15 protein-coding genes are annotated in these 13,839 nt (G+C 38.0%); 13 read left to right on the forward strand and 2 right to left on the reverse strand.

What is annotated here, in order from left to right; genetic code table 11:
* The first annotated feature begins 16 nt into the window (after window positions 1-16).
* The 13 genes from AC0KUU_RS01765 (at window position 17) to AC0KUU_RS01825 (ending at window position 11,977) form a co-directional block, all read left to right on the forward strand.
* Entirely contained in the window at window positions 17-415 is a 399-nt protein-coding gene (locus AC0KUU_RS01765; protein ID WP_013059226.1) for a cytidine deaminase, read from the forward strand.
* Window positions 408-1,313, forward strand: coding sequence for a GTPase Era (era, locus tag AC0KUU_RS01770; protein ID WP_013059225.1), 906 nt, complete (start codon window positions 408-410; stop codon window positions 1,311-1,313). Before AC0KUU_RS01765 ends, era begins: the two co-directional genes overlap by 8 nt.
* Window positions 1,314-1,468: 155 nt before the next feature.
* On the forward strand, window positions 1,469-1,612 hold the full coding sequence (locus AC0KUU_RS01775) for a YqzL family protein (protein ID WP_014458193.1): 144 nt from the start codon (window positions 1,469-1,471) through the stop codon (window positions 1,610-1,612).
* A gap of 27 nt (window positions 1,613-1,639) precedes the next feature.
* Window positions 1,640-2,404, forward strand: coding sequence for a DNA repair protein RecO (gene recO, locus AC0KUU_RS01780; protein WP_013059224.1), 765 nt, complete (start codon window positions 1,640-1,642; stop codon window positions 2,402-2,404).
* A 258-nt stretch (window positions 2,405-2,662) separates the two neighbouring features.
* Window positions 2,663-3,301, forward strand: coding sequence for a helix-turn-helix transcriptional regulator (locus tag AC0KUU_RS01785; protein ID WP_025750542.1), 639 nt, complete (start codon window positions 2,663-2,665; stop codon window positions 3,299-3,301).
* 33 nt (window positions 3,302-3,334) lie between these two features.
* Window positions 3,335-4,138: a pyruvate, water dikinase regulatory protein gene (locus AC0KUU_RS01790; protein WP_013059222.1), complete on the forward strand. Its 804-nt coding sequence runs from the start codon at window positions 3,335-3,337 to the stop codon at window positions 4,136-4,138.
* 315 nt (window positions 4,139-4,453) lie between these two features.
* Window positions 4,454-4,924 (forward strand): YaiI/YqxD family protein, encoded by a 471-nt coding sequence (locus tag AC0KUU_RS01795; protein WP_026106699.1) that lies wholly within the window; start codon window positions 4,454-4,456, stop codon window positions 4,922-4,924.
* 41 nt (window positions 4,925-4,965) lie between these two features.
* Window positions 4,966-6,774 carry a DNA primase gene (dnaG, locus tag AC0KUU_RS01800; protein ID WP_013085046.1) on the forward strand — a complete coding sequence of 603 codons (1,809 nt, stop codon included), beginning with the start codon at window positions 4,966-4,968 and terminating at the stop codon, window positions 6,772-6,774.
* Window positions 6,775-6,839: 65 nt separating this feature from the next.
* Complete coding sequence (gene rpoD / locus AC0KUU_RS01805; RefSeq protein ID WP_013059219.1) at window positions 6,840-7,973, forward strand: RNA polymerase sigma factor RpoD; 1,134 nt, start codon at window positions 6,840-6,842, stop codon at window positions 7,971-7,973.
* Between the two features lie 382 nt (window positions 7,974-8,355).
* Complete coding sequence (locus AC0KUU_RS01810) at window positions 8,356-9,495, forward strand: acyl-CoA dehydrogenase family protein (protein WP_043976200.1); 1,140 nt, start codon at window positions 8,356-8,358, stop codon at window positions 9,493-9,495.
* 131 nt (window positions 9,496-9,626) lie between these two features.
* Complete coding sequence (gene cccA, locus AC0KUU_RS01815; protein WP_013059217.1) at window positions 9,627-9,986, forward strand: cytochrome c550; 360 nt, start codon at window positions 9,627-9,629, stop codon at window positions 9,984-9,986.
* A gap of 168 nt (window positions 9,987-10,154) precedes the next feature.
* Complete coding sequence (locus tag AC0KUU_RS01820; protein ID WP_237074125.1) at window positions 10,155-10,859, forward strand: tRNA (adenine(22)-N(1))-methyltransferase; 705 nt, start codon at window positions 10,155-10,157, stop codon at window positions 10,857-10,859.
* The gene (locus AC0KUU_RS01825; protein ID WP_237074126.1) at window positions 10,856-11,977 is read left to right on the forward strand and encodes a Nif3-like dinuclear metal center hexameric protein; all 1,122 of its coding nucleotides are present in this window, start codon (window positions 10,856-10,858) and stop codon (window positions 11,975-11,977) included. Before AC0KUU_RS01820 ends, AC0KUU_RS01825 begins: the two co-directional genes overlap by 4 nt.
* Window positions 11,978-12,024: 47 nt before the next feature.
* On the opposite strand, the gene AC0KUU_RS01830 is transcribed toward AC0KUU_RS01825, so the two are convergent.
* Window positions 12,025-12,975 (reverse strand): 4-hydroxy-3-methylbut-2-enyl diphosphate reductase, encoded by a 951-nt coding sequence (locus AC0KUU_RS01830; RefSeq protein ID WP_013059214.1) that lies wholly within the window; start codon window positions 12,973-12,975, stop codon window positions 12,025-12,027.
* A 128-nt stretch (window positions 12,976-13,103) separates the two neighbouring features.
* Window positions 13,104-13,808 carry a YqfQ family protein gene (locus tag AC0KUU_RS01835; RefSeq protein ID WP_013059213.1) on the reverse strand — a complete coding sequence of 235 codons (705 nt, stop codon included), beginning with the start codon at window positions 13,806-13,808 and terminating at the stop codon, window positions 13,104-13,106.
* Window positions 13,809-13,839 lie beyond the last annotated feature (31 nt).

The following is a 13,839-nucleotide window of genomic DNA, read 5'->3' on the forward strand; positions in this document are numbered from 1 at the left end:
AAAGGAGAGCGGATAAATGGATAAGACCGGACTGATTGATGAGGCGAAAAAAGCTCGTGAAATGGCTTATGTACCGTATTCAAAATTTAAAGTTGGTGCAGCTTTATTGACGAAAGATGGAAAGGTTTATCGCGGCTGCAATATTGAAAATGCAGCTTATAGCATGTGCAATTGCGCTGAGCGTACGGCTTTATTTAAAGCCTATTCAGAAGGTGATAAAGAGTATGCAGCACTTGCTGTAGTAGCTGATACTGATCGTCCTGTTTCTCCGTGTGGAGCATGCAGACAAGTAATCTCTGAGCTTTGTCCAAAAGAAATGAAAGTTATATTAACCAATTTAAAAAATGACATACAAGAATTAACTGTGGAAGAATTACTTCCAGGAGCATTTTCATCGGAGGATTTACATGAGTAATAATGAATTTAAGTCAGGTTTTGTTTCAATTATTGGAAGACCAAACGTAGGGAAATCAACTTTTTTGAACCGAGTAATTGGTCAAAAGATTGCGATTATGAGTGACAAACCGCAAACAACTAGAAATAAAATTCAGGGTGTGTACACGGAAGATCAGGCGCAGATTGTGTTTATTGATACACCAGGAATTCATAAACCAAAGCATAAATTAGGCGACTTTATGATGAAGGTAGCGCAAAATACGCTTAAAGAAGTAGATTTAATTTTATTTATGATTAACGCAACAGAAGGCTTAGGTCGAGGCGATGAATTTATTATCGAGCGTTTAAAGGACACAAAAACGCCTGTTTTCCTTGTGATTAATAAAATTGATGAAATTCATCCAGACGAATTGTTTTCAATTATCACGAATTATAAAGACTTATATCCTTTTGCTGAAATTGTGCCAATTTCAGCTTTACAAGGAAATAACGTGGAGCGTTTGCTTGATCAAATTAAGCAGCGATTGCCGGAAGGTCCGCAATATTATCCGGCAGATCAAGTAACTGATCACCCAGAGCGCTTTATTATTACGGAATTAATTCGTGAAAAAGTACTGCATGCAACGAGGGAAGAAATACCTCATTCTATTGCCGTTGTGATGGATTCTATGCAAAGACGAGATAATGGTGCTGTTTACGTGGGCGCTACAATTATCGTCGAAAGAGATTCACAAAAAGGCATCGTAATTGGAAAGCAAGGAAAGATGTTAAAAGAGGTAGGAAGAAAAGCAAGAGCAGACATTGAAGCCCTTTTAGGTTCAAAAGTATTTTTAGAACTATGGGTAAAAGTGCAAAAAGATTGGCGAAACCGAGCGTCGCATCTCCGTGACTTTGGATTTAGAGAAGACGAATATTAATCATTTGAGTTCTTGTTTGCATTGATTTATATCCCTTCATAAAAGAAGGTAATTTGTAAAAAATTGTGTTACATGATTTTACGTCGGAAGGCTATTCTAAACATAAGGAATTGAAATATGTATCTGATCTTTATGGTTAGAAAGGTGGGAGTTCTATGTTGAATTTTACTTGGAACATTTTTTCACAAACAGGTAGCATTGATACTTATCTCATTTTTAAGGAACTTGAAAATGAAGTGAAAGAAAGACCCGAAACATATGAGGACAACAGCGAAAGTCTCAATTCTCCCTTGTCTTAGCCTTCTGTAAGATGGCGGTGATGATGATTGTTTAAAAAGTGTGAAGGAATTGTCATTCGAACGAATGATTACGGTGAATCAAATAAAATTGTCACCATTTATTCACGTGAACTCGGAAAAGTGGGTCTCATGGCAAGAGGGGCAAAAAAGCCTAGTAGTCGCTTGGCTTCTGTCACACAATTATTTACGTATGGATACTTTTTTATACAAGCAGGTTCAGGAATGGGCACTCTCCATCAAGGAGAAGTTATCTCATCTATGAGAAGCATACGCGAAGATATCTTCACAACAGCGTATGCTTCTTATATTCTTGAATTAACGGATAAAGCTACTGAGAACAATAAACCAAATCCATTTCTTTTTGAGCTGCTGCACCAAACCATTCATTATATGAACGAAGAGTATGATGCAGAGATCTTAACTTTTATTTATGAAATGAAAATGTTAAACGTTCTAGGTCTTCATCCTACATTAAATGAATGTGCAGTCTGCCACCAAGGTGAAGGAACATTTCATTTTTCCATTCGAGAAGGCGGGTTTATTTGTCATCGATGCTTAGAAAAAGATCCTTATCATTTGAAAATTAGTCCGATGACGGTTAAACTATTAAGGCTATTTTATTATATTGATTTAAAGCGGTTAGGTTCTATTTCTGTTAAGCCTGAAACAAAAAAACAATTAAAGTTTGTAATTGATCAATATTACGAAGAATATTCAGGATTGTTTTTAAAAACAAAGCGTTTTTTGAATCAGATGGAGTCTTTAAAACAATCGCTCTCTGATGAGAAATAGAAAAGATAATCAGTGATATGCAAGGAATTGCTGTCGCTAGGGTGCCTCGTAGTGTGTAGAGGACACCCTTTTTACTGTGGAGCGAAGAGGTAGCTTCACTTATTATAAGCGTAATGCCTGCTTTTTTTGAGAAGCCGTGGTAAAATAAACGGCATTCTAAAAAGATAAAATGCTAAAATTAATAAGTTATAGCTTTTACTTTTGCTTAAAAAGTATATAATGTTTTATAAATAGTATGTCACATTTAATGATTAGGTGGTGAGTACAATCGAACTGAACAAACGACAAGAACAAATTTTGCAAATTGTCAAAGACGAAGGCCCTATTACAGGCGAGCATATTGCAGATCAGCTTAGCCTTACGCGGGCAACGCTAAGACCGGACTTGGCTATTTTAACAATGGCTGGTTATTTAGAAGCGCGACCGCGCGTAGGTTACTTTTACACAGGTAAAACAGGAGCACAGCTTCTTACAGATAAAATAAAAAAAATACAGGTGCAAGAATATCAGTCTATCCCGGTGGTTGTGAACGAAAATGTGTCGGTATATGATGCTATTTGTACAATGTTTCTAGAAGACGTGGGGACCCTTTTTGTAGTGGATGAGAAATCCCAGCTGGTGGGAGTACTGTCGCGTAAAGATTTATTGCGCGCGAGTATCGGAAAGCAAGAGCTCACATCTATTCCTGTTCATATTATCATGACGAGAATGCCCAACATTACATATTGCTATCGCGAAGATTTGTTAATTGATATTGCTAAGATCTTAATTGAAAAACAGATTGATGCTATGCCCGTTATTAAAGAGGGGGACGGCAATTTTGAAGTGGTGGGACGCATTACCAAAACAAATATTACAAAATTACTAGTAGCATTAGCAAATGATGAAGTATTATAAGTGAAAAAGGATTAAAAAGGGGATGCACAAAATATGAACAACCCATGTCTTTATGTCATTTCGGATTCTGTAGGTGAGACGGCTGAACTAGTTGTAAAGGCTGCATCAAGTCAGTTCAATATGACGGACTTTGTAATTAAAAGAGTACCTTACGTAGAGGACATCGCAACACTTTCAGAAGTGGTTTCAGTAGCGAAGATGAACAACGCTATTATTGGCTTTACGCTAGTAAAGCCTGAAATGAGAGAATTTTTAATTCAAGAAGCGTCCAAGAACGGGGTAGAGGTATTTGATATTATTGGACCTTTAATTGATAAAATTCAATCTTCTTATCAACTTTCTCCTCGCTATGAGCCTGGAATGGCTAGAAAATTAGACGAAGATTATTTTAAGAAAGTAGAAGCAATTGAATTTGCAGTGAAATATGATGATGGGCGTGACCCGAGAGGCATTCTTAGAGCGGATATTGTATTAATCGGTGTATCAAGAACATCTAAAACACCTCTTTCTCAATTTTTAGCACACAAGCGTTTGAAAGTAGCCAATGTTCCAATTGTACCTGAGGTAGATCCACCAGAAGAGCTGTTTCACGTATCACCTGAGAAATGTATAGGACTTACTATTAGTCCTGAAAAGTTAAACGATATTCGTAAAGAGCGTTTAAAGTCTCTTGGGCTAAACGATAAAGCAATTTATGCTAATATTGGCCGTATTAAAGAAGAACTTGAATTTTTCCAAGGGATTGTAGATAAGATTGGCTGTGAAGTGGTGGACGTATCCAACAGAGCCGTAGAAGAAACAGCTGGTATCATTCTTAATACCATCAAAAAGAAATAAATAAACGATAGATCTCCTCTGTGCGTGACATAAAGGAGATTGCTTTCTTATGTTTGTGTGCTGTAAGCCTAAGAAAATATCCCAAAGATGAATATGACAGAACTTTTAAAAACAAGTGACTTTGGTATAGAAAATATAGGTTGTTTATATTATAATAAAAAATTGTGATAAAAAAGAATAGTTTTAGGTTTAGACTTTGTTAAGAACGAATAAACTATTTATATAAAAGTCAAGTCAAAATCGAAAAAAGTATTCGACAAATGCCATCTACAGGAAATAACAAATTGTTAGAAGGAATCTCTGGAGGGATGTAGAATACAGAGTTATAGCAAAAGAAAAAGTAAAGTTTTTGTCGATGCTGATGCATGCCCTGTTAAAGCAGAAATCGTTGAACTTACACATACATATGACATCGATCTTGTGTTTGTTGCTTCCTATGCTCACATGCAAACAAATCCTACACCAGGAAAATGGGTCTATGTGGATGCAGAAAAGGAAGCCGCAGATTTATATATTTTAAATCACGCAGTCAAGCAGGATATTGTAGTAACTCAAGATACTGGCTTAGCAAGCATGTTAGTAAGTCGAGGGGTTTACGCACTGTCTCCTCGTGGAAAGTACTATAATGACGACGAAATGAATACGGTGCTTTTCTTTCGTTATGTTTCTGCAAAAGAGCGACGGTCAGGCCGTCATACTAAAGGCCCAAAGGCATTTAGTGAAGAAGATCGCCAGCATTTCATTCAAGCTTTTGAAAAAATGTTGTCGAAACTTGCAGGAATTTAGCACTTAGTGAAGAATATTATATGAAATACGGAGCTGTTACTATGGCAAATCGAATTCCTGATGAAGTAATCGACCGTATTCGGCATTCAGTAGATATTGTCGACGTCATAAGCGATTATGTACAACTAAAAAAACAAGGGCGCAATTATTTTGGACTCTGTCCGTTTCATGGGGAAAGCACACCGTCTTTTTCAGTATCGCCTGATAAACAAATTTATCATTGCTTTGGATGTGGTGCAGGAGGGAATTCATTTTCATTCATAATGGAATTAGAAGGACTGTCCTTCACGGAAGCAGCTCAGCAGCTTGCTGAAAAAGGAGATATTCCTTTCGAACATGAGATACATCCTCATGAAGAAGATAATCAAAAGCCTAGCAATAAAATGATTGAAGCACACGAGCTTTTAAAGAAATTTTACCATCATTTATTGGTAAATACAAAAGAAGGCCAAGATGCTTATGATTATTTAATAAATCGAGGGTTTTCACGAGAAATTATCGATGAATTTGAGATAGGTTTTGCTTTAGATTCGTGGGAATTTGTAAGTAAGTTCTTAACAAAACGTGGGTTTAATCCGCAAGAGATGGAACATGCAGGTTTAATCATTAAACGCAACCAAGATGAAACGTACTTTGATCGTTTTCGTGATCGAATTATGTTTCCTATTGCTGACTTGCAAGGCAAAACAATTGCATTTTCAGGGCGCCTGCTAAAAGAGATAAAAGGGCAGCCTAAATATTTAAATAGTCCCGAAACTTCTATTTTTAACAAAAGTCGCACACTCTACAACTTTCACCGCGCTAAAAAACATATACGCAAAAATCAGCAGGTTATTTTATTTGAAGGATTTGCAGATGTTATTTCGGCTGTTAAAGCGGGGTGCCCGAACGCAATCGCAACAATGGGAACTGCCTTAACAGAAGAACAAGCCAAGATTATTCGCCGAAATGTAGAGTCCGTTATCATTTGCTATGATGCAGATTCTGCCGGAATTGAAGCAGCGCACAAAGCAACTGCTATCTTAACAAATGTAGGTTGTACCGTTAAGATTGCTGTGATGCCGGATGGTTATGACCCGGATGATTATATTAAAGAATACGGGGCAGAGAAGTTTCAAAATGATGTTATTAATAGCAGCTTGACCTTTATGGCATTTCAAATGAGGTATCTCCGCCGAAAACGAAATCTACAAAATGAATCTGAACGTATGCAATACATTGAAGACGTTTTGAAAGAAATAAGCCTCCTTACGAAAGCTGTAGAGCGAGATCATTATTTACGCCAATTGGCACAAGAGTTTTCCATTTCATTAGATGCGCTTAAAGAACAGCAGTATCAAGTGTATCGAACTGAAAAAAAGAAAAAGGATAATGATTCTCCAAATCGAAATAATATAAATAGACAACCAGTCGTAAAGAGAAGCTTATTACCGGCTTATCAAAATGCAGAACGTTTTTTGATCGCTCATATGTTGAAAGATAAGGATGTAGCATTTAGAATTCAAGACCGACTTCAAGGTCAGTTCAATGTTGAGGAACATCGTGCGCTTGTTCTATATTTGTATGCTTATTACGAGGAAGGACACGAGCCTAATCCGAGCGGATTTATCGAACGGTTGCCCGAGTCTTCGTTGTCTAGTCTAGCTTCAGAATTGGCGATGATGTCAATCAATGATGAATTGTCGGAGCAAGCTTTGAATGATTATGTCCAAACGATATTGATTTACCCACAAAGGTTAGCGATAGAAAAAAAAGAAGCAGAAAAGCAAGAAGCAGAGCGTCAAAAAGATTATTTAAAAGCTGCGACAATAGCAATGGAAATTTTACAGTTGAAAAAAACGTTAAAATAAACGATATTGCGTATTAGTCCCACTTTTAGAAGGTTTTCCTTAAAATTTTGGAAGGAGGGGATCTGATGGCTGAAAAATCAGCTCAATCAAAACAACTTGATTCAGATTTAACAATTGAACAAGTAAAAGATCAATTGACCGAAATCGGAAAAAAACGTGGTGTGCTCACATACGAAGAAATTGCAGAGCGTATGGCAAACTTCGAAATTGAATCCGATCAAATGGATGAATATTATGAATACCTTGGAGAACAAGGTGTTGAAGTAATGAGTGAATCTGAAGCAAATGATGACGATGCCGATCCCGATATTCAAGAACTGTCAAAAGAAGAAGAGTTTGATTTAAATGATTTAAGTGTACCTCCTGGTGTAAAAATTAATGATCCAGTTCGTATGTACTTAAAAGAAATCGGACGCGTTGACTTATTGTCAGCAGAGGAAGAAATCAATTTAGCAAAACGTATTGAAGAAGGCGATGAAGAAGCGAAACGTCGTCTTGCTGAAGCAAACTTACGTCTTGTTGTAAGTATCGCTAAACGCTATGTCGGGCGCGGTATGCTGTTTCTTGATTTAATTCAAGAAGGAAACATGGGTCTTATTAAAGCGGTAGAAAAATTTGATTATCGCAAAGGTTATAAATTCAGTACGTATGCGACATGGTGGATTCGTCAAGCTATTACTCGTGCAATTGCTGACCAAGCAAGAACGATTCGTATTCCCGTCCATATGGTTGAAACGATTAACAAGCTAATTCGTGTTCAACGTCAGCTTTTACAAGATTTAGGTCGCGAACCATCTCCTGAAGAAATTGCAGAAGATATGGACTTAACACCAGAAAAAGTTCGTGAAATCTTAAAAATTGCTCAAGAACCGGTTTCCCTTGAAACACCAATTGGTGAGGAAGATGATTCGCATTTAGGTGACTTTATTGAAGACCAGGATGCAACATCACCTTCTGAACATGCTGCATATGAATTATTAAAAGAGCAGTTAGAAGACGTCCTTGATACGTTAACAGATCGCGAAGAAAATGTTCTTAGACTCCGCTTTGGTCTGGACGATGGACGTACGCGTACGCTTGAAGAAGTAGGAAAAGTATTTGGCGTAACGCGTGAGCGTATTCGTCAAATTGAAGCTAAAGCGCTTCGTAAGCTTCGTCACCCTAGCCGAAGCAAACGTTTAAAAGATTTCTTAGAATAGATAAAAGCGTAAATAACGCTTATGAGATAGCTTCTTTCCTAGAGGAAAGGGGCTATCTATTTTTTATGGAATAAATTTCATAAAAACGCATTTTGAAGAAGTATATTGATTTTTTTACCAACTTTTCTTCTTTTATATATTTTACTGAATTGTCCTTCGTTTTGCAAATGCTCCTTTATATTCTTTTGTTACAGAGCATAAGCTGTTCAAATTCCTTTTAAACATCCGAAAAATGGAATCGCTATCATTTTATTCTTGCTTTGATTGGTACTTCTCTATTATAACATGAAAAAATTAAAACGTTTTAAAAGTTGAGAAAATTTACAAAAATGAATTATAATTAAATAATGTAAGCGTATACATTTTTTTAGGGGGAATAAAAATGAATTTTGAATTAACCAATGAACAAAAGATGATTCAACGGACGCTGAGAGAGTTTTCAGAGGCGGAAGTAGCACCGAATGCATTAGAGCGCGATCGAAGTAAGCAATTTCCGCTTGATGTTTTTAAAAAGTTAAGTGAGCTTGGGATAATGGGTCTTCCTTTTCCTGAAGAGTATGGAGGCGGAGGAGCAGATACGGTTAGTTTTGCTATCGTCGTAGAGGAATTAAGTAAAGCTTGTGGCTCTACAGGAATTACATACTCAGCTCATGTTTCGCTCGGGGGCGCACCTATTTATTTATTCGGAACAAAGGAGCAAAAAGAACAGTACCTACCTGCTTTATGCTCCGGGGAATCTTTTGGAGCGTTTGGTTTAACCGAACCGAACGCAGGAAGTGACGCGGGGGGAACAGAGACAGAAGCAGTGTTGAAGGATGGAACATTTAGGATTAATGGAAGTAAATGCTATATTACGAATGCCAGCTATGCAAAGTTTTTAGCTTTAACAGCTGTTACAAATCGTACAGAAGGTAAAAAAGAAATTTCAGCTATTATCGTGCCTACAGAAGCTCGAGGTTTTACTGTAATAGACAATTACGAGAAAATGGGTCTACATGCTTCAAATACAACTGAACTCGTTTTAGAGGATGTTGAAGTGCCTGAAGAGAATTTACTCGGTGTAAGAGGAGAAGGCTTTAAACAATTTCTAATGACGCTTGACGGGGGAAGAATTGGAATTGGCGCAATGGCCGTTGGAATCGCTCAAGCGGCTTATGAAAAAGCACTGTCATATGCGCAGGAAAGAAAGCAATTTGGAAAAGCTATTTCATCGTTTCAAGCGATTCAGTTTAAATTAGCTGATATGGCGATGAAAATTGAGTTAGCAAGAAATATGGTGTATAAAGCAGCGTGGTTAAAAGACCAAGGAAAGCCATTTACGAAAGAAGCTGCTATGTGTAAACTGTATGCTTCTGAAATTTGTATGGAAGTAGCCAGTCAAGCTGTTCAAATTCATGGAGGATATGGCTACATGAAAGAGTATCACGTGGAGCGGTATTTACGAGATGCCAAGCTTTTAGAAATTGGAGAAGGAACTTCAGAAATTCAGCGCTCGGTTATTGCAAGGCAAATTGGCTGTTAAGATACGCAATAAGAAATTAGTTAATTATGTAAATAAAACCCTTTCACTTATGAGCATTTTCAAGTAAAATAAAAGTGCTTATACTATTTTGTTATTTCTAGGGATGGGAATACATAAAGGGGGTATAGTGAGTGAAGCGAAATCCGCTAATACCATTTTTATTAATTGCGGTAATTGGGATTGCTTTAATGTTAACGCTTTCGTTCAACGGATTGAATAATGCAAAAGAAATCGCGGCTGAAAAAGAAGGCGGTGGCGCGGAACAGCAGGCTTCAGCTAAACCAGAAGAAATTTATCAAAAAACTTGTATTGGTTGTCACGGTGATCAGTATCAAGGTGGAGTAGGTCCTTCGTTAAAAGGAATTGGGAAAAAAGTTTCTCAAGACGAAATTGCAGATATTGTTGTAAACGGTAAAGGAAACATGCCGCCTGGGCTGGTTCCTCCGGAAAAAGCGAAGGAAATGGCTAAATGGGTATCAGAAATTAAATAGAGTTCAGAAACATGATTTTCTGGAAAGCCGCTCATTTATAAAGCAGGCTTTTTTTTTGTGATTTTTTATAAGCATTCAGCTAAAAGGAAAACATGAAGAGAAATAGGAATCATGCAGCTATCTATGTTAAAATAATGAACAGTAATCACATAGAGAATAGGTGACAAAATGAATGAATTAAACTTATCAACAAGACTTGAAGAAGTAGTAAAGTCGATTCCTTTGGGAGCAAAGATAGCAGACATTGGCTCAGATCATGCATACTTGCCGTGTTTTGCTTATTTAAATGGATATATTAGCGGTGCCGTAGCAGGAGAAATTACAGAAGGGCCTCTTCAATCTGCTATTCAGCAGGTGAAAAAAACAAGCTTAACGGACGTTATTGACGTTCGAAAAGGAAACGGCCTAGAAGTAATATCACCGAATGAAGTAGACTGTATTACAATCTGCGGAATGGGCGGAACGCTTATTACGATGATTTTAGAAGAAGGAAAAGCAAAGTTAGAAGGAGTAAAAAGGCTTGTACTTCAGCCGAATATTGGTTCACATCATATTCGCAGCTGGCTGATTGAACACAACTGGGAAATCATTGATGAAAAAATCATCGAAGAAGACGGTCGTATGTATGAAGTCATCGTCGCTGAACCTGGAAACGCCTTAGCTCCTTATAACGGTGAAGTGGAAGCCGGTGTGTTAATGGGCCCTATTTTAAAAGAAAAGTGCTCTTCTGCTTTTATAACAAAGTGGACGCATGAACTAAATCATCTTAAACAAATTGTCAGCCAAATGGAGCAGGCTCAGTCCGAGGAAAGCAAAGCAAAACTTCAAAAGCTTACCCAAGACATCTCATTAATTGAGGAGGCGTTAAAATGAGTAAAATCCCTAACGGATTTCAAGTAATTGAAGCATTTGAATCATTTTCTCCCAAGCATTTAGCGGTTGAAGGAGATAAAATTGGTTTACAGATTGGAACGTTAAACAAGCCTGTAAAAAAAGTAATGGTAACGTTAGATGTTCTTGAAACGGTCGTAGACGAAGCGATTGAAAAACAAGTGGATTTGATTATTGCTCATCATCCTCCTATTTTTAGACCTCTAAAACAAGTGGTTACAGATCGTCCTGAAGGGCGTATTTTAGAGAAATGCATCAAACATGATATTGCTGTATATGCTGCTCATACAAACTTAGATATAGCTAAAGGCGGAGTAAATGACTTGTTGGCCGAAGCATTGGGGCTACAAGAGACAAAAGTGCTGGTTCCAACAACGTCTATTCAGCTGAAAAAGCTTGCTGTATTTGTTCCTTCAAATCATGCTGAAGCAGTGCGCACAGCTATTTGTGATGCGGGAGCTGGACATGTGGGTCTTTACAGCGACTGTACGTTTTCAACTGAAGGGGAAGGCACATTTAAACCTTCTTCAGAAGCCAATCCATACATTGGCTCAAAAGAAGAGTTAGAATGTGTCAATGAAACAAAAGTTGAAACTATTTTTGAAGCGGTTCAGCAAAATAAAATTATTCGCGCCATGCTCAGTGCTCATCCTTACGAAGAAGTGGCCTATGACATTTATCCAGTGGAACAAACGGGCGAGACGCTTGGACTTGGACGAATTGGTAAGTTAAAAGAAGAGATGACGTTAAAACAGTTTGCCGCTCATGTTAAACAAGCATTGGATGTGGATGGTGTTAGAGTAGTAGGGTCTATGGATGCCACGGTGAAAAAAGTAGCTGTTCTTGGCGGAGATGGAAACAAATATATTACAAACGCAAAATTTAGCGGAGCAGATGCCTATGTAACAGGGGACTTGTATTTCCACGTGGCGCATGATGCAATGGCAATGGGATTAAACGTTGTAGATCCTGGTCATCATGTTGAAAAAGTCATGAGACAAGGTGTAACGCGTGTATTAAACAGTCTTTTTGATGCAAAAAACTTTGAGTGTGAAGTATTTGATTCAAAAGTAGACACAAACCCATTTACGTTTATGTAACAAAGAAAGAAGGTGTTGAAAAATGTCAACACCTTCTTTTGTGTCTATTAAGACGATTTTTTTGTTCGAACTTTTGGTAAAATCTTTGAAAGAGGCACGCTTTTTTCACGTGTCCACGTTGTTTCATCTTCTGGATCGAACTGATCTAGAAAATTGATGACCTCTTTTGTGATTGGAGTAGGGGTAGATGCGCCTGCCGTAACAGCTACGGTTTTCGCATTCATCAACCATTCAATCTGCAGCTCTGAGATGTCACCGATACGATATGCCTCAGTGCCGGCAATCTCCATTGATACTTGAGCTAAACGGTTTGAATTGTTACTTTTAGGATCTCCTACAACAATTGTAACATCTGCTTCACCTGCTTGCTCGGCTACAGCTTCTTGGCGAACTTGTGTAGCTAAACAAATTTCTTTGTGAACTTCAGCGTGCGGATATTTTTCTTTTACCTTTTCCATTACTTCTGCAACGTCCCACTGACTCATTGTTGTTTGATTTGTTACAATGATTTTCTCACGTTGAATATTTAAATGGGCTACGTCTTCTGCTTTTTCAATTAAATGAACGATATCTGGCGCGATACCAAGTGCACCTTCTGGCTCAGGATGATTTCGTTTTCCGATATAAATAACGTCATAACCTTCTTTTTCTTTTTGGCGAATAAGGTCATGGGTTTTTGTAACATCCGGACATGTAGCATCGATTGTTGTTAAGCCTTTTTCTTTTGCTCGTTCTTTTACTTCTGGAGATACTCCGTGCGCAGTAAAAATAACGGTTCCTTCATTTATTTGGTCTAAGATTTCTAGGCGATTAGCACCGTCCAGTGTGATAATGCCGTCCTCTTCAAACGCATCTGTAACGTGTTTATTATGAACAATCATTCCTAAGATATAGATTGGTCGAGGCAATGATTTATCTAAAGCGGCGTTTCGTGCAATGACCATTGCGTCTACTACACCATAACAATAGCCGCGCGGTGCAATTTTAATAACTTTCATTTCAATTTCCTCCTCATCATAATCCTGACGAGCAATTCAACTCGCTTCTATTATATAAAAGAGGAAGGAAGAATACAAAGATATTCTTTTTTTGCTCACGGTATTTCCTTAAGGAATCAGCAGATTTATCAAATATAAAGTTTTGGTTTAGACACCCGATCTCTGGATGAATGTTCAATTTCTTCTTCAAAGAAATCCAGCTCATCATCGGATGAATCCGTGCTTTCTGCGCCTGCTGATAAAACTTTACTGTCTTTGCTTTCATCAGTTTCAGAAACCTCTGTTCCTTCTGCTTCGAGTACTTCATCTGTGTCATCACTTGAGCGCAAGGCCTGATAGATTTTCCACAGAGAAGGAGCATTTTTGACAAGAGGTCCGTATTGTTGAATCATAGGTCCCATCGTTTCCGCTGCTTTTAGTACTCGCTGAACATTCCCCATCATGGAGCTCAAGTTAGCAGGGTTCGTTAATCCTTGCAAACCTCCAAGCAGGGAAGAAGAGTTAGTCGCTCCTGCAGCACCTTGGGCTCCTGAAAGGCCAGAAAACAAAGAACCTCGAGGAGCAGCTGCAGCCGCTTGTTGAAATGGTATGTTTCTATTTCCGCCTCTTCGGAATAGGCGAGTTAAGAAGTTACCTCCTCCACGGTTCAGGCCTTGCTGATTCGGGTAAAATGATTGTTGAGCATTTGTTTGCTGGGCAAAGTTACGAAACTGCTGTAATGGATTAAATTGGCCAAAGTTACCAGGTTGTTGCCCAAAGCCGTTTTGTGGTGGCATTCCTGGCATCATTCTTCTTTGCATACCGGGTGGAAATGGTGGTCTTCGCTGTAGCAAAGGACGCACCTCCTTTAGTAAAGTAGATTTT

It is taken from the genome of Priestia sp. ST2, assembly GCF_055810735.1.

What these genes read in the sequence shown, in the direction of transcription:
- AC0KUU_RS01765 (WP_013059226.1), top strand. Translation starts at nt 17, where the DNA reads ATGGATAAGACCGGACTGATTGATGAGGCGAAAAAAGCTCGTGAAATG.
- era (WP_013059225.1), top strand. Translation starts at nt 408, where the DNA reads ATGAGTAATAATGAATTTAAGTCAGGTTTTGTTTCAATTATTGGAAGA.
- AC0KUU_RS01775 (WP_014458193.1), top strand. Translation starts at nt 1,469, where the DNA reads ATGTTGAATTTTACTTGGAACATTTTTTCACAAACAGGTAGCATTGAT.
- AC0KUU_RS01790 (WP_013059222.1), top strand. Translation starts at nt 3,335, where the DNA reads ATGAACAACCCATGTCTTTATGTCATTTCGGATTCTGTAGGTGAGACG.
- dnaG (WP_013085046.1), top strand. Translation starts at nt 4,966, where the DNA reads ATGGCAAATCGAATTCCTGATGAAGTAATCGACCGTATTCGGCATTCA.
- rpoD (WP_013059219.1), top strand. Translation starts at nt 6,840, where the DNA reads ATGGCTGAAAAATCAGCTCAATCAAAACAACTTGATTCAGATTTAACA.
- AC0KUU_RS01810 (WP_043976200.1), top strand. Translation starts at nt 8,356, where the DNA reads ATGAATTTTGAATTAACCAATGAACAAAAGATGATTCAACGGACGCTG.
- AC0KUU_RS01820 (WP_237074125.1), top strand. Translation starts at nt 10,155, where the DNA reads ATGAATGAATTAAACTTATCAACAAGACTTGAAGAAGTAGTAAAGTCG.
- AC0KUU_RS01825 (WP_237074126.1), top strand. Translation starts at nt 10,856, where the DNA reads ATGAGTAAAATCCCTAACGGATTTCAAGTAATTGAAGCATTTGAATCA.
- AC0KUU_RS01830 (WP_013059214.1), bottom strand. Translation starts at nt 12,975, where the DNA reads ATGAAAGTTATTAAAATTGCACCGCGCGGCTATTGTTATGGTGTAGTA.